This window comes from Streptomyces sp. NPDC101234, assembly GCF_044767525.1.
Taxonomy (GTDB): domain Bacteria; phylum Actinomycetota; class Actinomycetes; order Streptomycetales; family Streptomycetaceae; genus Streptomyces; species Streptomyces sasae.
Genome location: NZ_JBIWOA010000030.1, coordinates 1 through 21946 on the forward strand (window position 1 = coordinate 1; position 21946 = coordinate 21946).

Annotated in this window: 21 protein-coding genes; 13 read left to right on the forward strand and 8 right to left on the reverse strand. The window is 71.2% G+C overall.

What is annotated here, in order from left to right; translation table 11 throughout:
• Nucleotides 1-109: 109 nt before the first annotated feature.
• Nucleotides 110-817: a FadR/GntR family transcriptional regulator gene (locus tag ACIRR9_RS40275; protein ID WP_403762875.1), complete on the reverse strand. Its 708-nt coding sequence runs from the start codon at nt 815-817 to the stop codon at nt 110-112.
• Nucleotides 818-991: 174 nt separating this feature from the next.
• Here ACIRR9_RS40275 and ACIRR9_RS40280 point away from each other — a divergent pair, with 174 nt between their 5' ends.
• From ACIRR9_RS40280 to ACIRR9_RS40315, 8 genes are all read left to right on the forward strand, one after another.
• Nucleotides 992-2062 carry a sugar ABC transporter substrate-binding protein gene (locus ACIRR9_RS40280; protein WP_403762878.1) on the forward strand — a complete coding sequence of 357 codons (1071 nt, stop codon included), beginning with the start codon at nt 992-994 and terminating at the stop codon, nt 2060-2062.
• Nucleotides 2059-3573 (forward strand): sugar ABC transporter ATP-binding protein, encoded by a 1515-nt coding sequence (locus tag ACIRR9_RS40285; RefSeq protein ID WP_403762881.1) that lies wholly within the window; start codon nt 2059-2061, stop codon nt 3571-3573. Before ACIRR9_RS40280 ends, ACIRR9_RS40285 begins: the two co-directional genes overlap by 4 nt.
• Complete coding sequence (locus ACIRR9_RS40290) at nt 3566-4591, forward strand: ABC transporter permease (RefSeq protein ID WP_384555548.1); 1026 nt, start codon at nt 3566-3568, stop codon at nt 4589-4591. The genes ACIRR9_RS40285 and ACIRR9_RS40290 overlap by 8 nt, the downstream gene beginning before the upstream one ends.
• 71 nt (nt 4592-4662) lie before the next feature.
• Nucleotides 4663-6012, forward strand: a complete 1350-nt coding sequence (locus ACIRR9_RS40295) for an L-fuconate dehydratase (RefSeq protein ID WP_403762884.1) — start codon at nt 4663-4665, stop codon at nt 6010-6012.
• On the forward strand, nt 6009-6764 hold the full coding sequence (locus ACIRR9_RS40300; RefSeq protein ID WP_403762887.1) for an SDR family NAD(P)-dependent oxidoreductase: 756 nt from the start codon (nt 6009-6011) through the stop codon (nt 6762-6764). The genes ACIRR9_RS40295 and ACIRR9_RS40300 overlap by 4 nt, the downstream gene beginning before the upstream one ends.
• Nucleotides 6761-7747 carry an aldo/keto reductase gene (locus ACIRR9_RS40305; protein ID WP_403762890.1) on the forward strand — a complete coding sequence of 329 codons (987 nt, stop codon included), beginning with the start codon at nt 6761-6763 and terminating at the stop codon, nt 7745-7747. The genes ACIRR9_RS40300 and ACIRR9_RS40305 overlap by 4 nt, the downstream gene beginning before the upstream one ends.
• Nucleotides 7744-8058: an L-rhamnose mutarotase gene (locus ACIRR9_RS40310; protein ID WP_384555552.1), complete on the forward strand. Its 315-nt coding sequence runs from the start codon at nt 7744-7746 to the stop codon at nt 8056-8058. The genes ACIRR9_RS40305 and ACIRR9_RS40310 overlap by 4 nt, the downstream gene beginning before the upstream one ends.
• The gene (locus ACIRR9_RS40315; RefSeq protein ID WP_403762893.1) at nt 8055-8885 is read left to right on the forward strand and encodes an amidohydrolase family protein; all 831 of its coding nucleotides are present in this window, start codon (nt 8055-8057) and stop codon (nt 8883-8885) included. The genes ACIRR9_RS40310 and ACIRR9_RS40315 overlap by 4 nt, the downstream gene beginning before the upstream one ends.
• Before the next feature lie 101 nt (nt 8886-8986).
• Here ACIRR9_RS40315 and ACIRR9_RS40320 read toward each other — a convergent pair whose 3' ends face one another.
• Complete coding sequence (locus tag ACIRR9_RS40320) at nt 8987-10411, reverse strand: lipase maturation factor family protein (RefSeq protein ID WP_384555554.1); 1425 nt, start codon at nt 10409-10411, stop codon at nt 8987-8989.
• A gap of 157 nt (nt 10412-10568) precedes the next feature.
• Between ACIRR9_RS40320 and ACIRR9_RS40325 the strand changes: the two genes are divergently transcribed.
• Together ACIRR9_RS40325 and ACIRR9_RS40330 are read left to right on the forward strand one after the other, a co-directional pair.
• On the forward strand, nt 10569-12653 hold the full coding sequence (locus ACIRR9_RS40325; protein WP_403762896.1) for a SpoIIE family protein phosphatase: 2085 nt from the start codon (nt 10569-10571) through the stop codon (nt 12651-12653).
• Between the two features lie 31 nt (nt 12654-12684).
• Nucleotides 12685-13548 (forward strand): Fpg/Nei family DNA glycosylase, encoded by an 864-nt coding sequence (locus ACIRR9_RS40330; protein WP_403762899.1) that lies wholly within the window; start codon nt 12685-12687, stop codon nt 13546-13548.
• Between the two features lie 7 nt (nt 13549-13555).
• Here ACIRR9_RS40330 and ACIRR9_RS40335 read toward each other — a convergent pair whose 3' ends face one another.
• The 3 genes from ACIRR9_RS40335 to ACIRR9_RS40345 all read right to left on the reverse strand — a co-directional run bounded on the left by ACIRR9_RS40335 (nt 13556) and on the right by ACIRR9_RS40345 (nt 15602).
• Nucleotides 13556-14209, reverse strand: coding sequence for a zf-HC2 domain-containing protein (locus ACIRR9_RS40335; protein WP_365336962.1), 654 nt, complete (start codon nt 14207-14209; stop codon nt 13556-13558).
• A 148-nt stretch (nt 14210-14357) separates the two neighbouring features.
• Nucleotides 14358-14873: a hypothetical protein gene (locus ACIRR9_RS40340; RefSeq protein ID WP_123979007.1), complete on the reverse strand. Its 516-nt coding sequence runs from the start codon at nt 14871-14873 to the stop codon at nt 14358-14360.
• A gap of 144 nt (nt 14874-15017) precedes the next feature.
• Nucleotides 15018-15602 carry a sigma-70 family RNA polymerase sigma factor gene (locus ACIRR9_RS40345; RefSeq protein WP_403762902.1) on the reverse strand — a complete coding sequence of 195 codons (585 nt, stop codon included), beginning with the start codon at nt 15600-15602 and terminating at the stop codon, nt 15018-15020.
• A gap of 221 nt (nt 15603-15823) precedes the next feature.
• Here ACIRR9_RS40345 and ACIRR9_RS40350 point away from each other — a divergent pair, with 221 nt between their 5' ends.
• Nucleotides 15824-16969, forward strand: a complete 1146-nt coding sequence (locus ACIRR9_RS40350; RefSeq protein ID WP_403762905.1) for a CapA family protein — start codon at nt 15824-15826, stop codon at nt 16967-16969.
• A gap of 6 nt (nt 16970-16975) precedes the next feature.
• Here the strand turns inward: ACIRR9_RS40350 and ACIRR9_RS40355 are convergent, their stop codons facing one another.
• Nucleotides 16976-17449 carry a MarR family winged helix-turn-helix transcriptional regulator gene (locus ACIRR9_RS40355; RefSeq protein ID WP_403762908.1) on the reverse strand — a complete coding sequence of 158 codons (474 nt, stop codon included), beginning with the start codon at nt 17447-17449 and terminating at the stop codon, nt 16976-16978.
• A gap of 73 nt (nt 17450-17522) precedes the next feature.
• Between ACIRR9_RS40355 and ACIRR9_RS40360 the strand changes: the two genes are divergently transcribed.
• Entirely contained in the window at nt 17523-18338 is an 816-nt protein-coding gene (locus ACIRR9_RS40360; RefSeq protein ID WP_403762911.1) for an alpha/beta fold hydrolase, read from the forward strand.
• Here the strand turns inward: ACIRR9_RS40360 and ACIRR9_RS40365 are convergent.
• Nucleotides 18335-19747: an amino acid permease gene (locus ACIRR9_RS40365; RefSeq protein ID WP_384555560.1), complete on the reverse strand. Its 1413-nt coding sequence runs from the start codon at nt 19745-19747 to the stop codon at nt 18335-18337. The genes ACIRR9_RS40360 and ACIRR9_RS40365 overlap by 4 nt on opposite strands.
• 523 nt (nt 19748-20270) lie before the next feature.
• On the opposite strand from ACIRR9_RS40365, the gene ACIRR9_RS40370 reads away from it, so the two are divergent.
• A complete protein-coding gene (locus ACIRR9_RS40370) occupies nt 20271-21524 on the forward strand; it encodes an MFS transporter (RefSeq protein ID WP_403762914.1) in 1254 nt (417 codons plus the stop codon).
• Here ACIRR9_RS40370 and ACIRR9_RS40375 read toward each other — a convergent pair.
• A complete protein-coding gene (locus ACIRR9_RS40375; RefSeq protein ID WP_403762917.1) occupies nt 21460-21915 on the reverse strand; it encodes a universal stress protein in 456 nt (151 codons plus the stop codon). The two genes, ACIRR9_RS40370 and ACIRR9_RS40375, sit on opposite strands and share 65 nt — an antisense overlap.
• Nucleotides 21916-21946: the final 31 nt, after the last annotated feature.

The following is a 21946-nucleotide window of genomic DNA, read 5'->3' on the forward strand; positions in this document are numbered from 1 at the left end:
GGCGGCCACACCGCGCGCCGCGCGGGGTCCGCGCGCCTGGGGCACTGGCCGGCCCCGCCCGTCCCCGCGGCGGGGGTCTGCGCCGGCGCGCCGGCTCAGACCCCGGCGCTCACGCCTGTCCGCCCAGCTGGGTGCGCAGCCACTGTTCCACCTCACCGACATGCGCGGCCGCCGCGGCCCTCGCCGCCTCCGGATCCCGGGCGACCAGGGCCCGGTGGATGGCGGCGTGCTCCCGGCGGGTCCGCGCGAACGCCCCCTCCTCCTCGTACCCCCGCCACACCCGGGCCCGGAACGTCCGCGAGGACAGCCCCTCCAGGATCGCGGCCATCGTGTCGTTGCCCGCGGCGCCCGCGATCACCCGGTGGAACGCGAGATCGTGCGCGAGGATCTCCTCGGGATCGTCCGTCGCGTTCATGGCCGTCAGGTGCTTCTCCACCTCCGCCAGCTGGTCGGCCGTGATCCGCGCCGCGGCCAGCGCCGTCGCCGTCGACTCCAGGACCCGCCGCACCTCCAGCAGCTCCACCAGCCGCGGCCCGCGTGACAGATCGGCGACCACACCGAACGTCTCCAGCAGGTCACCCGCCTCCAGCTGGGTGACGTAGATACCGGAGCCGTGCCGGGCCTCCAGCACGCCCAGGACCGTCAGCGCACGGATCGCCTCGCGCATGGAGCTGCGGGAGATGCCCAGCTGGACGGCGAGGTCCCGTTCCGTCGGCAGCCGCTGGCCCGGCTCCAGCCGGCCCTCCGCGATCATCGCCTTGATCTGCTCGATGGCGCGCTGCGTCACCGTGCCCTTCTGCGGGGCCGTCTCGTCCACACCGTTCCTCCTGTCACCCGTGAGCCGCAGTCTAATCAGCAAGGTGGTCGGACCACTACGGCTCATTCGACGGCTCTTCGACGGAAAATTGCAGTCCGCAGGGTGTTGAAGGCGTCGAGTGGTCTGATAAGTATGCGGTCATCTGCTCGAACACGCTCGATGAGGAGCTGCCAGATGCCCGGCAGAACACTGAGGAAGCGGAACAGGTCCCGGATCATCGGCGCGACGGCCCTGGCCGTCGGTGCCTCGCTCATGCTGGCCGCGTGCGGCAGCACCAAGGACACCGGCAGCGGCAGCGCGGGGGGCGGCGGCACCGGCAAGGTCGGGGTGGTCCTGCCTCTGCTGACCTCGCCGTTCTGGCAGTCGTACAACGACTACGTGCCCAAGATGGCGAAGTCCGAGGGTGTCGACGCGCTGAAGACGGTCAACTCCAACAGCGACCCCTCGCAGCAGATCACCGACATCAACAACGAGCTCAACCAGGGCGTGAAGGGCCTCGTCGTCGCGCCCCTGGACAGCGCCGCCATCGAGGCGGGCCTGGACCAGGCCGAACGCAAGGGCGTGCCGGTGGTCGCCGTCGACGTGGCGCCCGACAAGGGCAAGGTCGCCATGGTGGTCCGCGCCGACAACGTCGCCTACGGAGAGAAGGCCTGTGACTACCTCGGTGCGCACGTCACCAGCGGCAAGGTGGTGCAGATCATGGGCGACCTCGCCTCGGTCAACGGCCGTGACCGCTCCGAGGCGTTCCGCTCCTGCGTGAAGAAGAAGTACCCGAATCTCAAGGTCCTGGAGATCCCCGCCAAGTGGGAGTCCGACACCGCCGCCTCCCAACTGGGCACCCTGCTCAACGCCAACCCCGACATCAAGGGCATCTACATGCAGGCCGGCGGTGTCTACCTCGCCCCGACCCTGCAGACCCTGAAGTCGAAGGGCATGCTCAAGACCGCCGGGCAGAGCGGGCACATAGTGATCGTCTCCAACGACGGCATCCCGCAGGAGTTCGACGCCATCCGCAAGGGCGAGATCGACGCGACCGTCTCCCAGCCCGCCGACACCTACGCCAAGTACGGCATGTACTACATCAAGGCGGCGATGGAGGGGAAGACGTTCAAGCCGGGTCCGACCGACCACGACTCCACGATCGTCAAGCTGCCCAGCGGGATCCTGGAGGACCAGCTGCCCGCACCCCTGGTCACCAAGGACAACGTGGACGACCCGAAGCTGTGGGGCAACACGGTCAAATGATCACGCCACTTGTTGAGGCCCGGGACATCGTCAAGCGGTACGGCCCCACCGTCGCCCTCGCCGACGGCCGGCTCACCGTCCTGCCCGGCGAGTCCCACGCCCTCGTCGGCCGTAACGGCGCCGGCAAGTCCACCCTGGTCAACGTCCTCACCGGCCTCCAGGCCCCGGACGAGGGCACGGTCCGCTTCGACGGCGAACCCGCGCCCCCGCTCGCCGACCGGGACGCCTGGCGGCGCAAGGTCGCCTGCGTCTATCAAAAACCCACGGTCGTACCGGAGCTGACGGTCGCCGAGAACCTGTTCATCAACCGGCAGCCGCTGCACCGGGGGTTGATCAGCTGGCGGCGACTCCGCAAGGAAGCCGTCGCGCTGCTCGACACCTGGGACGTGCACGTCGACCCCGAGGCACGCACCGCCGACCTCAAGGTCGAGGACCGCCAAATGGTCGAGATCGCCCGTGCGTTGAGCTTCGGCGCCCGGTTCATCGTCCTCGACGAGCCGACCGCCCAGCTCGACAACCGGGAGATCGAGCGGCTGTTCAGCCGGATGCGGGCGCTCCAGGACTCGGGCGTGACCTTCCTGTTCATCTCGCACCACCTCCAGGAGGTCTACGAGGTCTGCCAGACCGTCACCGTGCTCCGTGACGCCCGCTGGATCACCACCGCCCCCGTCGCCGACCTGCCCAGGCCCGCCCTGGTGGAGGCGATGGCGGGGGAGGCGGTCACCGGGAGCGCACAGCAGGCGCGGGACGCGGTTCCCGGGGACGCACCCGTCGTCCTCGACGTACAAGGGCTGAGTTCCGAGTCGTACGACCACATCGACCTCACCGTCCGCGGCGGCGAGGTGGTCGGGCTCGCCGGCACCAGCGGCAGCGGCAAGATCGAACTCGCCGAGACCGTCGCGGGCTTGCGCACCCCGACCGGCGGTACGGCCCGAGTACAGGAGAAACCGCTCCCGTTCGGCGATGTGCGGGCCGCGCTGAAGGCAGGCGTCGGATTCGTGCCCCGGGACCGGCACGACCAGGGGCTGGTCTCCGGCATGAGCATCGGTGACAACGCCACCATGACCGTGCTCGACCGGCTCGGCCGCCGCGGGTTCGTCGGCACCGACCGCAAGCGCCGTTTCGCCACCGGGCTGATCGAACGCCTCGACATCCACGCCGAGGGCCCCGAGCAGCCCGTCTCCGACCTGTCCGGCGGCAATGCGCAGAAGGTCGTCATGGCCCGCGCCCTGGCCTCCGAACCCCGGCTCCTGGTCCTGGTCAACCCCACCGCGGGCGTCGACGTGAAGTCCAAGGAGTCGCTGCTGGCCCGGGTGGACAGCGCCCGCGAGGACGGCACCGCCGTACTGGTCGTCTCCGACGAACTCGACGACCTGCGCCGCTGCGACCGCGTCCTCGTCCTCTTCCACGGCCGGATCGTCGCCGAACACCCGGCCGGCTGGCACGACCACGAGCTGATCGCCTCCATAGAAGGAGTGGACTCCATGCCCGAAGGAGTGGACCATGGCTGAGACCAAGGCCCCGCCGATCACCCCGGTGCGCTCCCCGGACACGCGCGCGGCCCGTACCGTCATTCTCCGCCGGGCCCGTGAACTCGCCCTCGTCCCAGCGCTGTTGCTGCTGATGGTGCTCGGCGCGGTGGTCAACGACTCGTTCCTCACCGAGCGCAACCTGATCTCCATCCTCGGCGCCTCCGCCGCCCTCGCGATGGTGGTGCTCGCCGAGTCGCTGGTGCTGATCACCGGCAAGTTCGACCTCTCCCTGGAGTCGGTCGTCGGTATCGCGCCCGCCGTCGGCGCCCTCCTCGTGCTGCCGTCGGCCGAGTCCGGCTGGGGCACCGGGTTCCCCGCCGCCCTCGCGATGGTGGCGATCCTCGTCGTCGGCGGGCTGGTCGGTGCCTTCAACGGCATCCTGGTCGTCAAGTTCAAGCTCAACGCGTTCATCGTGACGCTGGCGATGCTGATCGTGCTGCGCGGTGTGCTGGTCGGCGCGACCAAGGGCAAGACCCTGTTCGGGATGCCCGACAGCTTCTTCACCCTGGCCACCAGCACCTTCCTCAACGTCCCCCTCTCGGTGTGGCTCGCGGCGGTCTCCTTCGCGGTCGCCGGGCTGGTGCTGAAGTACCACCGTGTCGGGCGCGCCCTGTACGCCATCGGAGGCAACGCCGACGCGGCCCGCGCCGCCGGTATCCGCGTCGACCGGGTGATGCTCGGCGTCTTCGTGGTCGCGGGGGTCCTCGCCTCCGTCGGCGGGATCATGCAGACCGGTTACGTGGGTGCGATCAGCGCCAACCAGGGCAACAACATGATCTTCACGGTGTTCGCGGCGGCGGTGATCGGCGGCATCAGCCTGGACGGCGGCAAGGGCACCATGTTCGGCGCCCTGACCGGCGTACTCCTTCTGGGTGTCGTACAGAACCTGCTCACCCTGGCGCAGGTGCCGTCGTTCTGGATCCAGGCCATCTACGGCGGCATCATCCTGGTCGCCCTCATGATCGCCCGTGTCACCACGGGACGGGCGCAGGACTGACCGACGGCGGCACGCCGGCCGCCGCCGCGACCCACCCGCGCCCCGCACTCCCCCCGACGGAAAGGCAATCCGTGTCCCCGAGCCCCGGCCCCTCGTATCGCGTCACCGCGCTCGACACCTACGACATCCGCTTCCCCACCTCGCGCGAGCTCGACGGCTCCGACGCGATGAACCCGGACCCCGACTACTCGGCCGCCTATGTCGTGCTGCGCACCGACGCCGGGGACGGGCACGAGGGGCACGGGTTCACGTTCACCATCGGGCGGGGCAACGACGTCCAGGTCGCCGCGATCGACGCGCTGCGGACCCATGTGCTCGGCCGGCCGGTGGACGAGGTCTGCGACGACCCCGGATCCCTCTACCGGGACCTGATCGGCGACAGCCAGCTGCGCTGGCTCGGCCCCGAGAAGGGCGTGATGCACATGGCGATCGGTGCGGTGATCAACGCCGTCTGGGACCTCGCCGCCCGCCGCGCCGGAAAGCCGCTGTGGCAGCTGCTCGCCGACGCCGAGCCCGAGTGGATCGTCCGCCAGATCGACTTCCGCTACCTCACCGACGCCCTCACCCCCGAGGAAGCCCTCGATATCCTCCGTCGGGGCCGCGAGGGCGCGGACGAGCGCCGGGCCCGCCTCCTGGAGCGCGGCTTCCCCGCCTACACCACCTCCGCGGGCTGGCTCGGCTACGACGACGAGAAGCTCACCCGGCTCGCCGCCGAGGCGGTCGCCGACGGCTTCGGGCAGATCAAGCTGAAGGTCGGCGCCGACCTGGACGACGACATCCGGCGCTGCCGGGTCGCCCGCTCGGTCGTCGGCCCGGACATCCGGATGGCCATCGACGCCAACCAGCGCTGGGACGTCGACGAGGCGATCCGCTGGACCCAGGCCCTCGCCGAGTTCGACCCGTACTGGATCGAGGAGCCCACCAGCCCCGACGACATCCTCGGGCACGCGACGATCCGCCGCGCGGTCGCCCCGGTCAAGGTCGCCACCGGCGAACACGTCCAGAACCGGATCGTCTTCAAGCAGCTGCTCCAGGCCGGCGCCCTCGACATCGTCCAGATCGACGCGGCCCGGGTCGGCGGCGTCAACGAGAACCTCGCCATCCTGCTGCTCGCCGCCAAGTTCGGTGTCCCGGTCTGCCCGCACGCCGGCGGGGTCGGCCTGTGCGAACTCGTCCAGCACCTCTCGATGTTCGACTACCTCGCGGTCGCCGGGACCACCGACGACCGGGTCATCGAGTACGTCGACCATCTGCACGACCACTTCCTCGATCCGGTGGTGATCAGGGAAGGTCACTACACGGCACCCACCGCACCGGGATTCTCGGCCGCCATGCGACCGGAGTCCGTCGCGGAGTACACCTATCCGGGCGGCACCTTCTGGGCCGCCGACGCGGAAACGCAGAAGGGACAGGCGGCATGACCGACTTCGAGGGTCTGAAGGCCCTGGTCACCGGCGGGGCCTCCGGGATCGGCCGGGCCACGGCCGAACTCCTCGCCGAGCGTGGCGCCCAGGTGGCCGTCCTCGACCTCGACCCGTCCTCCGTCGAGAAACCGCTCCTCGGCTTCCGGGCCGACGTCACCGACGACTCCTCCGTGCGTACGGCCGTGGAGAGCGCGGTCGAGGCCCTCGGCGGCCTCGACGTCCTCGTCAACAACGCGGGCATCGGCGCCCAGGGCACCGTCGAGGACAACGACGACGACGAATGGCACCGCGTCTACGACGTCAACGTCCTCGGCATGGTCCGCGCCGCCCGCGCCGCCCTCCCGCACCTGCGCCGCTCGGAGCACGCGGCCGTCGTCAACACCTGCTCCATCGCCGCCACCGCCGGGCTGCCCCAACGCGCCCTGTACAGCGCCACCAAGGGCGCGGTGTACTCCCTCACCCTGGCCATGGCCGCCGACCACGTCCGCGAGGGCGTCCGGGTCAACTGCGTCAACCCCGGTACGGTGGACACCCCGTGGATCGGCCGCCTCCTCGGCAAGGCCGCCGACCCGGCCGCCGAACGCGCCGCCCTGGAGGCCCGCCAGCCCACCGGTCGCCTGGTCTCCGCCCCCGAAGTCGCCCTCGCCATCGCCTACTTGGCGAGCCCGCTGTCCGGCGCCACCACCGGCACCTCCCTCGCGGTCGACGGCGGCATGCAGGGCCTGCGACTGCGTCCGGTGGGACAGTGAGCGGCCTCGGCCGCAGCGGCGTCCGGGTCAGCCCGCTGGGCCTCGGCGCCGCCGTGATCGGCAACCTGTACACCGAACTCCCCGACCAGCAGGCGTACGACACCGTCACCGCCGCCTGGCAGCAGGGCATCCGCTACTTCGACACCGCCCCGCACTACGGCCTCGGCCTGTCCGAACGGCGGCTGGGCGAGGCGCTGCGGGAGTACGACCGGACCGCCTACACCCTCTCCACCAAAGTGGGCCGGCGTCTGGAGCCGGGGCCGGGCGACGGCGACGACCTCGCCAACGGCTTCGCCGTGCCCGACACCCTCCGTCGGGTCTGGGACTTCACCGCCGACGGCATCCGCCGCACCCTGGAGGCGAGCCTGGAGCGCCTGGGTCTCGACCGGGTCGACGTCGTCTACCTCCACGATCCCGACGACCACGCCGAACAGGCCTTCCGCGAGGGTTACCCGGCCCTGGAGAAGCTCCGCGCGGAGGGTGTCGTGGGCGCGATCGGCGCCGGCATGAACCAGACCGCGATGCTCACCCGCTTCGTCCGCGACACCGACGTCGACGTGGTGCTGTGCGCGGGGCGCTACACCCTCCTCGACCAGAGCGCACTCGCCGACCTGCTCCCGGCCGCCGAGGAGCGCGGCACCTCGGTGGTGATCGGCGGCGCCTTCAACTCCGGTCTGCTGGCCGACCCGAAGCCGGACGCCACCTACAACTACGCCCAGGCCGCTGATGAGTTGCTCGCCCGCGCCCTGCGGCTGAAGGCGCTCGCCGAACGGCACGGCACCACCCTCCGGGCCGCCGCCCTCGCCTTCTGCGCCGCCCACCCGGCCGTGTCGAGCGTCCTGGTCGGTGCCCGCTCGGCGGCCGAGATCGAGGACGGCGCACGGCAGTTCGCCACGCATGTACCCGCCGCCTTCTGGCAGGAGCTGCGCGCCGCCGGACTCCTGCCCGCCGGCGCCCCCGTACCCACGGAGGAGCCGTCATGAGAGTCGCCCTGCACACCAAGGTCCGCGCGGACCGCATCGCCGAGTACGAGGCCGCCCACCGCGAGGTCCCGGCCGAACTCACCGCCGCCATCCGGGCCGCCGGCGCCACCTCCTGGACCATCTGGCGCAGCGGCACCGACCTCTTCCATCTCCTGGACTGCGCGGACTACGGCCACCTCCTCGCCGAACTGGAGAAGCTCCCGGTCAACCTGGCCTGGCAGGCCCGGATGGCCGAACTGCTCGACGTCGTCCACGACTACTCCGAAGCAGGCGCGCAGGCCGGCCTGCCCGTCGTATGGGAGCTGCCATGACCGTCGACGCCCACCACCACGTCTGGGACCTCTCCGTACGGGACCAGGACTGGATCGTCGGACCCGAACTCCAGCCGCTCAGACGGAACTTCGCCGTCGAGGACCTCGAACCCGAGGCGCGGGCGGCCGGGGTCACCCGCACGGTCCTCGTCCAGACGGTCACCGTGCCCGAGGAGACCCCCGAGTTCCTGGCCCTCGCCGACGCCCACGACCTGATCGCGGCGGTCGTCGGCTGGACCGACCTGACCCGCCCGGACATCGCCGACGAACTCGCCCGCCTCCGCGAACTCCCCGGCGGTTCCTACCTGAAGGGCATCCGCCACCAGGTCCAGGGCGAGCCGGACCCGGAGTGGCTGCTGCGCCCGGACGTGCACCGGGGCCTGGCCGCGATCGCCGACGCGGGTCTCGTCTACGACCTGATCGTCCAGCCCCACCAGCTCCCGGCCGCCGTCAAGGCGGCGGAGTCCCACCCCCGCCTCACCTTCGTCCTGGACCACCTGGGCAAGCCCCCCATCGCCTCCGGCGCCCTCGACCCCTGGGCCACCGCCGTGCGCGTCCTCGCCGCCCTTCCCAACACCGTCTGCAAGCTCTCCGGCATGGTCACGGAGGCCGACCCCGCCTCCTGGACGGTGGACGACCTCCGCCCGTACGCCGACACGGTCCTGGACGCCTTCGGCCCGGAGCGCCTGATGTTCGGCTCGGACTGGCCGGTGTGCACACTGGCCGGTACCTACGCCGAAGTCTTCGACGCCGCCGCCCGGTTGGTGACCCCGGCCGACCGCACCCACGTCTTCGAGACCACCGCCACCCGCGTCTACGACCTCTGAGGCACCCGCCGCCGGTGGGCGCCGGGCGTCGCCGTACTCCCGTGTGAAGGCCGCGCCGAAGGCGAACTCCGGTCGTACGGCCGCTCAGCGCCTCGGACGGCTCAGTCGCGGTCGACGGCCGGGGCCGCCAGCCGCGTCGGCGGCATGAACTCGCGCACATACGTCCGCTGCCAGCACGCGCCCGTCTCCCGCAGCTCCCGCCAACCGGTGTAGCGGTAGCGGAAGAGGCGGGCGCGGACGAAGCGCGGGGGCCGGTCGGGCGGGAACGGGGAGCGGCGCAGGAGACGGAGCGTGTCGCGGTCGTTCTCCAGGAGGCGCTCCACCAGGCCGCCGAACCAGTCGCCGGCGTACGCGGGGGACAGGGCGGCGAACCACATCAGCCAGTCCAGGCGGAGGTGGTAGGGCGCGAACTGGCGCGGCCAGTGCCGGGGGTCGCCCGGCTTGCCCTTGAACTCGTACTCCCGCCAGTCCGAGTCCTCGCGCGGCGAGTCGTCCAGGGTGCCCTCGACCACCACCTCGTACCGGACCCGGCTGACGCTGCCGAACGCTCCGTAGGTGTTGACCAGGTGGAGCGGGTCGAAGGAGCGGTTCATGACCTGGCGGCGGGAGACCATGTTCAGCACCGGGTGGTAGCTGAGGTAGACGAGCAGCGCGGCCACGGCCAGGACGACGATCTCGTACCAGAGCGGGGCCGGCGGGGCGGTGGTGCGGCCGGTGGGGAGCTGGAGGGCGGACAGGGCCAGGACGATGGTGATCCAGTTCAGCCAGGAGAAGTTGCCGGAGACCACCAGCCACAGCTGGGTGAGGATCATCAGGGACGCGGCCGCCGTCGCGATGGGCTGCGGGGTGAAGAGGAGCACGGGGACCACCAGTTGGGTGAAGTGGTTCGCGGCCACCTCCGCCTTGTGCACCGGCCCGGGGAGATGGTGGAAGAACCAGCTCAGCGGCCCCGGCATCGGCTGGGTCTCGTGGTGGTAGTGGAGGCAGGTCAGCTTGCGCCAGCAGGCGTCCCCGCGCATCTTGATCAGGCCCGCCCCGAACTCGACCCGGAACAGGATCCAGCGCAGCAGGAAGAGGACGACGACCGGCGGGGCCACCTCGTCGTTGCCGAGGAGGACGGCCAGGAAGCCGACCTCCAGGAGCAGGGACTCCCAGCCGAACGCGTACCAGGTCTGGCCGACGTTCACGATGGACAGATACAGCGCCCAGGGGATCAGCCAGAGCAGCATTCCGGCCCAGAGCGGCAGTTCGGAGTCCGCGCCCGCCAGCAGCGCCGCCGACACCGCACAGCCCGCCCAGGCACAGGCCGCGAAGAAGCGGTCCGAGTAGTGCAGGTGGAACAGGCTCGGCGCGCGTCTGAAGGGGACCCGGGCGACGAACCCCGGGATCGGCAGCATCCCGCGCTCGCCCAGCAAGGCCCGGAACTGCAGCGCGGCCACCAGGAACGCGAAGAGATACACACCGGCCAGAGCCCGCTGGAAGACCAGCCGGCTCAACCAGTACCCGGGTGCTGTGAACCAGTCCACGGCCGTGCGCTCCTGCCTCTCTCCATTGTGCGGCCCCCGGTGCGAGAGGGACCTGTCACCCTGTGTACCGCGTCCCCCGGCTTGCGTAACCCGGGTGGGTGAAGTGGACAATATGGGAGGAATTGCCCGGGAAGGGTTCCCCTGGCAAGGTGGCCCCATGGCTGATCGGGGAGCGAGTGCTCCGTCCCTCCCGGACGACTGGCCCGCCCATCCGGAACACCCGATCCTGGCGCTCAACCGCATGGGCACCTTCGACTGGGACCTGGACACCGGTCTGTTCCACATGGACGCCCAGGCGTACGAGGTGTTCGACCTGACCCCCGAGGAGTTCGACGGGCGCCCCGAGGGCCTTGCGCTCCGGGTGCCCCCGCTGGAGTCCAGCAGGCTGGACGCGGTGGTGTCCCAGGCCATCAAGGACGGCAGCGAGAACTACGGGACGTACTTCCGCATCCGCCGCCGCGACGGCGGCCCGCGCTGGACGCACACCCAGGGCTACATCCGGCGCGACGCGACGGGCCGCCCGCGCCGGGTCGTGGGGATCGTCCGGGACGCCACCAAGGAACTGGAGGACAGCGAGGCGCGGAGCCTGCGGGACGCCCAGGGGCAGGCACTGCGCCGGCAGACCGACGTCGTCCAGGTGATCACCGCCGCGCTCGCGCACGCCCGTAGCGTCCAGGACGTCATCGACGCCCTCAAGGACGCCCATGGCATCCCCAACCTGGGCGCGACCAGCCTGGTGATGGGGCTGGTGGAGGCGGGCCGGATCCGGCTGGTCGCGGAGGGACCGGTGGGCAGCTTCGTACCGGGCACCCGGATCACCCGGGTCGAGGAGCCCTACCCGATGGGTGAGGTGGTGCAGACCCTCAGCCCGCGCTTCATCGAGTCACCGGACGAATTCGCCGAGCGCTACCCGATCCTGTGGCCGCACATCACCGGCCTGCACATCACCTCGGCGGCCTATCTGCCCCTGATCGCCCAGGCCCGCCCGATCGGTGCCATGGGCCTGCTCTACAACGACCGGCTCGGCTTCTCCTCCGAGGAGCGCGCCGTCCTGGTCGCCATCGGCAGCAGCATCGCGCAGAGCCTGCAGCGGGCCATGCTCTACGAGCAGGAGAAGGACCTCGCCCAGGGCCTCCAGCAGGCGATGCTGCCGCGCACCATCCCCAGCGTGCGCGGCGCCGACGTCGCCGTCCGCTACCGCTCCGCGAGCGCCGGCGGCTCCCTGGGCCGGGACATCGGCGGCGACTGGTACGACCTGATCCCGCTGCCCGGCGGCCGGGTCGGCGCGGTCATCGGTGACGTCCAGGGCCACGACACGCACGCGGCGGCCGTCATGGGCCAGCTGCGCATCGTGCTGCGCGCCTACGCCGCCGAAGGGCACACCCCGGCCACCGTGATGGCCCGCGCCTCCGTCTTCCTGGACGAACTCGACACCGACCGCTTCGCCACCTGCCTGTACGCCGAGGCCGACCTGGCCACGGGCGTCGTCCAGGTGGTCCGCGCCGGGCACATCGACCCGCTGGTCCGGGCCGCCGACGGGAGCTGCCGTCGTATCCCCGTCGAGGGCGGGCTGCCGCTGGGACTGTCCGCCGAGTTCGACAGCCTCGACTATCCGGTGTCCACCCTGGAGCTGGACCCGGGCGAGACGATGCTGCTGTGCACCGACGGGCTCGTCGAGCAGCCCGGCACCGACCTCGGGGTCGGGATACGGGCCCTGACCGAGCAGGTCGAGCAGGGCCCGGAGGACGTGCGGGGCCTCGCCGACCGGCTGATCGCGGTCGCCGAGGAGCGGGGCGGCGACGACGACGTGGCCCTGCTCCTGCTGCGCCGCCGCGGCCCGGACACCGCGCAGGCCGTCGGCCGTCTCCAGCAGCATGTGGCCTCCGGCGACCCCGAGGCGCTCGCCCTGGCCCGGCACATGATCCGGGCCGCCGTCCGGGCCTGGGGTGCCGGGGACCGGGCCGACGAGATCGAACTGATCACCAACGCGCTGATGCACACGGAGGGCTCCGCGATCGTCACCCTCAGGGTCCTCACCGGCAGCGACCGCCGGCTCCGCGTCGAGGTGGAGGACTCCTCCAGCGCCCTGCCGCGCCGCCGCGACGCCGGGGAGGACGGGGTCTCCGGCCGGGGCCTGCTGCTGGTCGACCAGATCGCCGACGCCTGGGGTGTGGAGGCACGCGGCGGCGGCAAGGCGGTCTGGTGCGAGTTCCGGATGCCGCAGAAGCCCGACGGGGACTGACCCCGGGGGCCCCGGATGGCACTCTGGACCCATGCCCGAACTGCCCGAGGTCGAAGCGCTCAAGGACTTCCTGACCGAGAACCTGGTCGGCCACGAGGTCGTGCGCGTGCTGCCGGTCGCCATCAGCGTGCTGAAGACGTACGACCCTCCCGTCGGCGCCTTCGAGGGCAGCGAGGTCGTCGCCGTGCACCGGCACGGCAAGTTCCTGGACGTCGAGGGCGGCGGCGGTCTGCGGTTCGTCACCCATCTGGCCCGCGCGGGCTGGCTGCAGTGGAAGGACCGGCTGCCGGACGGGCCGCCCCGGCCGGGAAAGGGCCCCCTCGCGCTGCGGGTGGCCCTGGAGAACGGCGCGGGCTTCGACCTCACCGAGGCCGGCACCCAGAAGAAGCTCGCCGTGTACGTCGTCCACGACCCGCAGGAGGTTCCCGGCATCGCCCGGCTCGGCCCCGACCCGCTCGCCGCCGACTTCGACGAGGCCCGGCTCGCCGCCCTGCTCAGGGACGAGCGGCGGCAGCTCAAGGGCGCCCTGCGCGACCAGAGCCTGATCGCCGGGGTAGGCAACGCCTACAGCGACGAGATCCTGCACGCCGCGAAGATGTCCCCGTTCAAGCTGGCCGCGTCCCTCGCACCCGAGGAGGTGCACGGGCTGTACGAGGCGCTGCGCACCACCCTCACCGAGGCGGTGGAGCGCTCCCACGGCCTGGCGGCGGGCCGGCTCAAGGCGGAGAAGAAGAGCGGGCTGCGCGTCCACGGCCGTACCGGCGAACCCTGCCCGGTCTGCGGGGACACCATCCGTGAGGTCTCCTTCAGTGATTCCTCGCTGCAGTACTGCCCGACCTGCCAGACCGGTGGCAAACCGCTCGCGGACCGCCGGATGTCCCGGCTGCTGAAGTGACCGGCGGTCATTTGGGGTCGATGGTCACGAGGCGCTGCCCGTCCGCGCTGCGCACCTCGTAGTGGTCGATCTCGTCGGGGTGCATCGAGGAGCCGCCCGACATGGTGCTCATCCGGCCGTGGCTGCGCTCGGCCCAGGTGGTGACGATCTGCTCGGAGCCGTCGTTGCCGACGGCGATCAGCCGGCAGGAGCGCGGCCCGTTCGCGTCCTTCACCTTCAGCTCGATCTCGGCGCCCGAGTCCGAGTCGGCCTCCTTCACCTGCGCCCACACGCCCGACTGCGCGTCGGTGGTCGCGGCGACCTGAACGGTCGGGACGGACTCATGGCCGACGTACGTCATGATGCCGGGGCCCGCGATCGCAAACACCACGGAGGCGGCGAGGCCGTACAGCAGCTTCCGGCGTTTGGCGCGATGCCGGCTCGCCACCTCGGCGAGCAGCCGGTCCAGCAGCCGGGGACCCGGCTGGGCCATGGGGTGCACGAAGCGCGGCGTGGCCCGGCGGTACAGCATCAACTGCCGTGCCGCGGGACCGAATTCAGTCACGTGCGCCGCGCAGCGAGGGCACTCCATGAGGTGGTCCTCGAAGCGGAAGGCCTCCGCCTCGTCCAGCACGCCGAGCGCGTACGCGCCGACGTCGCGATGCCTTTCCAGGGACCTCATGCCGAATCCTCGTGCCGAAGGGTGGGGGTGGGGTTACTGATTGCTCCTTGCTCCCACCCGTACGCAGTCGGCAGAGGATTCACTCAAGGCACGTACAGAATCGTAACCAAAGGATTCGGAGCGGCCCGGCCTCCGGATTGGTCCTGAATCAAAAAAGATGGATGGCGAGGTGCCCGAGGGGCAGACCGAGCCGCCAGGCGGGGGTCCACACCTTCGGTCCGTCGTCCTCGCCGAACACCGAACCGCCGCCCGGCACCGCGTCCAGGTCGGGGGCCAGGAGCTCGGTCTCCTCCAGCCAGCGCCAGGCGGCCGCGGCCAGATCCAGGTCCGGTGACGGGCCGCCCGCCTCGGCCGCCTCGGCGTTCACTACAGCCATACGTTCGCCGACCCAGTCCTGCCACGGCTGGTCGTACGCCGTGAGCGAAAGCCAGGTCTCCAACTGGGACACGACCCGGATGCCCGACAGTTCGCCGTCCGTGTCGGAGAGGAAGATGGTCAGCGCCAGCGCGTCACGGCCGGCCCGGAACTCGAAGGACGTCGGTGGCATGAGATCGCCGGTGCGCAGCAGCTCGTCGGCGATGTACTCGGCGTACAACCAGGCCATCGGGACCGCCAGTTCCCCGCTCCCGGCCCCGCCCGTGCTCTCTTGACCTCTGTGCAGCATCCCGTCCTGCCTTCCTCCGGTGCGCGCGTGGCCCCGACCCCGGGTCCGTCCCTCTCCCGGTGCGGAACACGGATGAAGACAGCTGATTGCCCAGACATGGTCCTCAGCAAGGCGCTTTGCAAAGGCTTTGCTCTGCCTACGGTTTCAGTGCAGGTCGGGTGCGTAACCGGGAAGGACCCGGCGCAGGGCACGCAGCGCGTAGTAAGCGCGCGACTTCACGGTACCGGGTGGAATGCCGAGGGCCTCGGCGGCTTCCGCAACACTCGCCCCCTGGAAATACACCAGCACCAGGACTTCACGGTGCTCCGGGGTGAGAGTCTTCACAGCCTCCCGTACGTCGAGGGCCGCGGCGGCGCGTTCGGCGTGGTCGCCGATCGCCCTGGTGTTCTCCAGGACGGCGTCGTGCACCTCGGCGGGCCGCGCCTGCCGGGCCCGGCGCGCGTCGATGGCGAGCCGCCGGCCGACGGTCAGCAGCCAGGGCAGCACGGAGTCGAAGTCGTCGGCGCGCAGCGCCTCGGGGTGCTGCCAGGCGCGTACGAGGGTCTCCTGGACGAGGTCCTCGGCCCGCTGCCGGTCCCCGTCGCTGAGCCGCAGCAGCAGCGCGAAGAGCGGTCGGCCGTGCTCGCGCTGGAGTGCGGCGAGCTCGTGCTCGGCGGTCGTCGTCCCGTGGCGAGGCCCGTGGGGGAGTCCGGGGGGAAGCCCGTGGGGAAGGGTGGTTCCGGCCGTCATGGCCGTATGGCATCGCAGGGCCGGACCGGGGGACAGAGGGCGCACAGGGATCTGCGGCGGACGGTCGATCGCGTCGGCGAACGGTGCGACGAACGGTCCGTCACACCCCGAACCCGACCCGGATGGGTCAATCGGGGCGCCTGAGTTGTTTGCGGTCCCGCTCACCTTCGTACCCATTGTTCTGTAAATAGGACAAGGCTTGCGACTCTGGGGTGCTCCTGATGATCAATCGCAGACGCCAGGCGGCCCTGGCCCTGACCGCCCTCCTCGCCACCGCGGCCGCCTGCACGAACCACCAACGGCAGGAGGGTGCGGCCCCGCCCGTCCCCCCGGCGCCCGCCGCGGCCGCCCCCGGGGGCTTCACCCTGGTCGCCTCCGGCGACCTCCTGCCGCAGAGATCCGCCGTCGACCACGCGAACCTCGACGCGGGCGGCAACGGCTACGACTTCCGACCGATGCTCGCCGGTGTCGCACCCGTCGTCTCCCGCGCCGATCTGGCGCTCTGTCACCTGGCGACCGTGTTCGGCGCCGACGGCTCCGGCCTCACCACACCGCCGCAGCTCGTCACGGGACTCGCGGGCGTCGGGTACGACGGCTGCTCCACCGCCTCCGACCGGGCCCTCGACGGCGGCGCCGCCGGCATCGCGAACACCCTCGCCGCCATGGACCAGGTGGGCCTGCGGCACACCGGCACCGCCCGCACCCAGGCCGAGGCCGGCTCCCTCACGCTGCTCAACGCGGGCCGCGCCCGGGTCGCCGACCTCTCCTACACCTACGACGTCAACGGCAACCTGCTGCCGCCCGGACAGCCCTGGGCGGTCAACCTCCTCGACGAGAACCGCATCCTCGCCGACGCCCACGCCGCCCGGCAGGCCGGCGCCGACGTGGTCGTCGTCTCGGTGCACTGGGGCACCGACGGGCAGAACGCCCCCGACCAGCAGCAGCTCGACCTCGCCAAGCGGCTCACCGCCGCGCGGACCGGCGGCCGCCCCGACATCGACCTGGTCCTCGGCACCCACGCCCACATTCCGCAGGCGTACGAGAAGGTCAACGGCACCTGGGTGGTCTACGGCCTCGGCGACCAGATCGCCGGCGAGATGAAGGACAGCAAGGGCCGGCAGGACCCGCGCGGCAACGAGTCCACCCTCGCCCGCTTCACCTTCACCCCGCCGGCCCGTCCCGGGGGCCGCTGGGAGGTGGCCAAGGCCGAGTTCATCCCGCAGCTGTACGACCTCGACGCCGGCCGGGTCGTCGACCTCAACACGGCCATCGAGCAGGGCGCCGACTACACCGCCGTACGCGACACCATCCGCGACGTCGTGCTCAGTCGGGGAGCCGCCAAGGACGGGCTGCTCATGGGGGAGTAGCCGAGGTCACTCCACGTCGACGTGGTCGAACGTCTCCAGCAACTGCTTCAGCACCCGCACGCACGCGGTGATCTCGGCGTCGGTCAGATCGCCGCCGATCTGCCGGTTCAGGGCGTGCTCGCGGGCGAGGACCGTCGTGATGACCGTCCGGCCCTCGTCCGTGAGCCTGATCAGGGAGGAGCGCTGGTGCGCGGGGTTGGGGGTGACCTCCGCCCAGCCGTGCGCCACCGCGTCGTTCACCATGCGCTGCACGAACTGCCGGCTCAGCGCCATGATCCGGCCCATCTGGGGCACCGTCATGGGCTCGTACCGGCGCAGCAGATCCAGCACCGAGCGCACGCCGACGGAGGCCCCCTCGATCTGCTCGCCCTGCTCGATCTTGCGGAAGGCGCGCCGGTAGAGCGGGCCGATCAGATCGAACACCTCGGTGATGCGGTCGCCCAGCTCGTCGGGGGCGAGGGGCTTGTCGATGTCGTTCACCCGGCCATCATGCACCCCGATCGACATGACAACTCAGTTGTCAAAACTCCGAGAAGATGACACCTTGGTTGTCATGAATGGTGATGCGGACGTCCGCTTCCTCCCGTCCTCCGACGGCGACCTCGCCTACCTCGACACCGGCTCCGGCGACCCGGTGGTCCTGCTCCATTCCGGGTACGTCGACCACGGCGTGTGGCACCGGCAGATCCCGGCGCTCGCCGCCGGGTACCGGGTCATCGCCCCGGACGTGCGCGGGCACGGCAGGTCCGCCAATGCGAGCAGGCCCTTCCGCTGGGCCGACGACCTCGCCGAACTCCTGCGCCACCTGGACGCCGGACCCGCCGTGCTCGTCGGTCTGTCCATGGGCGGGGTGATCGCCACCGACACCCTGCTGGAACACCCGGAGCTGGTCCGGGCGGTGGTCACCTGCGGCGCGGTGACCGGCGACTTCCAGTACACCGACTGCTGGCACAAGGACCTCCAGGCCGAGAACGCCCGCACTCTCGGCGCCGGTGACATCGATGGCTGGCTCGACGCCTTCCTGCGGGGCGTGGCCGGCGAGCACCGTGCCGTCGCCGACCTCGACCCGGACATCCCGCAGCGGTTGCGGGAGATGGCCCTGCGCACGATCTCCAAGCACACCCCGGACGAACCGAACCACCACGTCCCGGTGACCGACTCCTGGCCCCGGGTACCGAAGATCGACGTACCGGTCCTAGCGATCAACGGCGGCCTGGAACCCGCCGACCTGCTCGCCGCCGCCGAGCGCCTCGCCCGCGAGGTCCCGGACGGCCGCGCCGAGGTCGTCGAAGGAGTCGGCCACTATCCGAACCTGGAGAAGCCGGAGGCCTTCAACACCCTCCTGCTCGACTTCCTCCGCGTGCTCTAACGCCCGGCCAGCCGCGACCGCTTGTACGAGTAGCCGAAGTAGATCACGCACCCGATCAGGAACCAGACCGCGAACCGCACCCAGGTCTGCCACTTCAGGAACGTGATCAGCCAGATCGAGAAGACGACACCCAGCGCCGGCAGGAACGGCATCCACGGCGTACGGAAGCCGCGCGGCAGCTCCGGCTGCCGGTAGCGCAGCACGATCACCGCGCTGCACACCACCACGAACGCCAGCAGGATGCCGATGTTGGTGAGTTCGGCCGCCTCGCCGATCGGCACGAAGCCGGCGAGGAGGGCCGATGCCACCCCGACGATCCAGGTCACCCGGGTCGGCACATGCCGCGTCGGGTGCGTCTTCGCGAACCAGGAGGGCAGCAGCCCGTCCCGGGACATGGCGAACCAGACCCTCGTCACACCCAGCATGAACGTGAACATGACCGTCAGGATGCCGATGATCGCACCCACCGCGATCACATCCGCGAGGCCGCTCAGCCCCACCGACTTGAACGCCGTCGAGAAGCCGCTCTCCGGGTCGATGTCCTTGTAGTTCTGCATACCGGTCAGGACCAGACAGGCCGCCACGTACAGCACCATGGAGATCGCCAGCGAGTAGATGATCGCCTTGGGCATGTGCCGCTGCGCGTCCTTCGACTCCTCGGCCGCCGTCGACATCGCGTCGTACCCGAAGACCGCGAAGAACACGGTCGCGGCGCCCGTGAACGCGCCGCTGATGCCGTACGGGAAGAACGGGTGGTAGTTGGCCGAGTCGATGTGGAACACGCCGACGCCGATCACCAGCAGCACGACCAGTACCTTCAGCGCGACCACGATCGTCTCGAAGCGGGCCGCGCTGCGGATGCCCATGGTGAGCAGATAGGCGATCAGCAGACAGAGCAGTGCGGCGAACAGATCGACCCGGTGGCCGTGCCCGGTGCCGGGGGCGCCGAGCATCCAGTGCGGCAGGTTCGCGCCCATCTCCTCGACCAGGAAGCTGAAGTACCCGGAGATGCCGATCGCGACCACCGCCACGATCGCCGTGTACTCCAGGAGCAGGTCCCAGCCGATGAACCAGCCCGCGAACTCACCGAGCACCGCGTAGCCGTACGTGTACGCCGAACCGGCCTTCGGGATCATCCCGGCGAACTCGGCGTACGACAGCGCCGCGCAGGCGCTCGCCAGGCCGGCGATGAGGAACGACACCAGGACGGCGGGACCGGCCGTCTCGTTGGCCACCGTGCCGGCGAGGGTGAAGATGCCGGCGCCGATGATGCCGCCCACACCGATCGCGGTCAGCTGCACCAGCCCCAGCGATCTGTCGAGCCGAGGGCCCTCGGTGACCTCGGTCTCCTCGATGTGTTCGATGGGTTTGCGACGGAGAATTCCTTCACCCATGCGGAGCTTGGCCATGTGCCTCACCTCTTCGCCGATCGCGAACGGCTGACGGCCGATCATGATGGCCCAGGCACATAACAGACGGAAGACGCCACGCATGCCCTCGGCCGAGCCGGAACCCTGCCAAGGGCCGCCCTCGCAGCCGCGCACACCAGCCATGCCCAGCCAGGCTGCCCGGCCCGGACGGCGCCCCGGCTCGGACGGCGCCCCGGCTCGGACGGCGCCCCGGACCGGATAACGCCGGCCCGCCGGTCACCGACCGCCCGCCCGCGAGCCGCCCGCCGTCGCTTCCGCCGGCCCGCCGAGTCGCCGGCCGTCTGCCGCCCGCTTGCGTGCCGCCCGGCGCCGCTCCGGTCGTCGTGTCCAGTCGCCGGCCGTCGGTCGTGCGCCCGCCGGCCGGTCGGTGCGGGCGGTGTCCCCGGTGGGGCGGAGTCGCGTCGTCGATGTACAACCGATGGTTGTGGGTCGGTGTCCTGGAGTTGTTTGATCCGGTGGTCACCTGCGCGTTTTCATGTCCCGGGTCAACGGGAGGTTGTGCATGGGGCGGCGGTTCGGGTGGCTGTGGGCCGCGTACTCCGTGAGTGCGCTCGGTACCTATCTCGCCTTCGACGCGTTCTCGGTGATCGCGGTCATCGCGCTGCACGCCGGGTCCGCCGAGGTGGCGCTGCTCGCCGCCGCCGGGCCCGCCGTGGGCGCCGTGGCGGCGGTGCCGCTCGGACCGTGGGTGGAGTTCCGGCGCAAGCGGCCGGTGATGATCGCCATGGACCTGGCCAGGTTCGCCGCGCTGCTGACCGTTCCCGTCGCCTACGCGCTCGGCGGCCTCGGACTCGGCCAGATGCTGCTCGTGTCCGTCGTCGTGGCGGCCGCCGACATCACCTTCAACGCGGCCTCCGGCGCCTTCCTGAAGTCACTCGTACCGGCCGACCGGCTGCTCACCGCCAACGCCCGGTTCGAGTCCACCAACTGGACCGCCCTCGTCCTCGGACCGCCCCTCGGCGGCGCCGCGATCGGCCTGTTCGGACCGGTCACCACGGTCGTGGCGAACGCCGTCAGCTTCCTGCTGTCCGCACTCGGCATCCGGGCCGTCGGCGGCGGCGAACCCCGCCCCGAGCGCGGGACCGCGGAACGCCTGCGCGCCGCCGACCTGCTCGACGGCTGGCGGCACATCCTCTCCAGCCCGGCCCTGCGCCCGCTGTTCTTCAACAGCCTCGCGGGCAACGCCCTGATCATGGTCGCCACCCCGCCGCTCGCCGTCCTCATGCTCGGCCGCCTCGGCTTCACCCCCTGGCAGTACGGCCTGGCCTTCGCCGTGCCCTGCCTCGGCGGCCTCCTCGGCTCCCGGCTGGCCCGCCCGCTCGTCGCCCGCTACGGCCGGCGGCGCGTACTGCACACCGCCGGCACCCTGCGCGCCGTCTGGCCCGTGGGGCTGGCCTTCGTCGGGCCCGGACTGCCCGGACTGCTGCTGGTGATGGCCGTCGAGTTCGGGGTGATCACCAGCTCCGGTGTCTACAACCCGGTGTTCGCCACCCGCCGCCTGGAGTGCACTCCGAACGACCGGGTCGCCCGCACCCTGTCCGCCTGGTCGATCACCGGCAAGGCCACCACGGCCGCACTGACCGCCCTGTGGGGCCTGCTGGCGACCCTCACCGGCCCCCGCACCGCCATCGCAGTGGCCGGCGTCCTGCTGATGGCGACCCCGGTGCTGCTCCTGAGGGAACCCCGGGAGGTCACGGCACCACCGTCACCGGCCACCGTCCCGCCTTCACCAGACGGATCGCGACCGAGCCGATGATCCGGTGGCCGGCCTGCTCGGAGGCGCCCACCACGACCGCGTCCGCCTTCAACTCGTCCGCCGCCTTCACCAGGCCGTTGTAGGCGTCGCCGCGGAAGGTGTGGAACTCCCAGCGCACCTCGAATATCCCTTTGAGCCGCTCGGTCGCGTCCCTGATCTCCTTGATCAGGGCCTCCGCGATCTCGTCGGTGGTCTCCGCCACCGGCGCCCCGAACGCCGCGCCCGCAGCGAGCACCGGCTGCACGTACACGACGGCGAGCAACGCGCGCTGCCGCCGGGCCAGACCGGCGGCGTAGGAGGCCGCGCGCCACGAGGAGTCCGAGCCGTCCACGCCGACCACGATGACCTTCGGCCCGTCGGTGCCCCGCTCGAACTGGTGTTGTTCCGCCACGGTCCGAGGCTATCGGAATCCGCAGGTCCGG

What these genes read in the sequence shown, in the direction of transcription:
- ACIRR9_RS40280 (WP_403762878.1), top strand. Translation starts at nt 992, where the DNA reads ATGCCCGGCAGAACACTGAGGAAGCGGAACAGGTCCCGGATCATCGGC.
- ACIRR9_RS40285 (WP_403762881.1), top strand. Translation starts at nt 2,059, where the DNA reads ATGATCACGCCACTTGTTGAGGCCCGGGACATCGTCAAGCGGTACGGC.
- ACIRR9_RS40290 (WP_384555548.1), top strand. Translation starts at nt 3,566, where the DNA reads ATGGCTGAGACCAAGGCCCCGCCGATCACCCCGGTGCGCTCCCCGGAC.
- ACIRR9_RS40300 (WP_403762887.1), top strand. Translation starts at nt 6,009, where the DNA reads ATGACCGACTTCGAGGGTCTGAAGGCCCTGGTCACCGGCGGGGCCTCC.
- ACIRR9_RS40310 (WP_384555552.1), top strand. Translation starts at nt 7,744, where the DNA reads ATGAGAGTCGCCCTGCACACCAAGGTCCGCGCGGACCGCATCGCCGAG.
- ACIRR9_RS40315 (WP_403762893.1), top strand. Translation starts at nt 8,055, where the DNA reads ATGACCGTCGACGCCCACCACCACGTCTGGGACCTCTCCGTACGGGAC.
- ACIRR9_RS40325 (WP_403762896.1), top strand. Translation starts at nt 10,569, where the DNA reads ATGGCTGATCGGGGAGCGAGTGCTCCGTCCCTCCCGGACGACTGGCCC.
- ACIRR9_RS40330 (WP_403762899.1), top strand. Translation starts at nt 12,685, where the DNA reads ATGCCCGAACTGCCCGAGGTCGAAGCGCTCAAGGACTTCCTGACCGAG.
- ACIRR9_RS40335 (WP_365336962.1), bottom strand. Translation starts at nt 14,209, where the DNA reads ATGAGGTCCCTGGAAAGGCATCGCGACGTCGGCGCGTACGCGCTCGGC.
- ACIRR9_RS40340 (WP_123979007.1), bottom strand. Translation starts at nt 14,873, where the DNA reads ATGCTGCACAGAGGTCAAGAGAGCACGGGCGGGGCCGGGAGCGGGGAA.
- ACIRR9_RS40345 (WP_403762902.1), bottom strand. Translation starts at nt 15,602, where the DNA reads ATGACGGCCGGAACCACCCTTCCCCACGGGCTTCCCCCCGGACTCCCC.
- ACIRR9_RS40350 (WP_403762905.1), top strand. Translation starts at nt 15,824, where the DNA reads ATGATCAATCGCAGACGCCAGGCGGCCCTGGCCCTGACCGCCCTCCTC.
- ACIRR9_RS40360 (WP_403762911.1), top strand. Translation starts at nt 17,523, where the DNA reads ATGAATGGTGATGCGGACGTCCGCTTCCTCCCGTCCTCCGACGGCGAC.
- ACIRR9_RS40365 (WP_384555560.1), bottom strand. Translation starts at nt 19,747, where the DNA reads ATGGCCAAGCTCCGCATGGGTGAAGGAATTCTCCGTCGCAAACCCATC.
- ACIRR9_RS40370 (WP_403762914.1), top strand. Translation starts at nt 20,271, where the DNA reads ATGGGGCGGCGGTTCGGGTGGCTGTGGGCCGCGTACTCCGTGAGTGCG.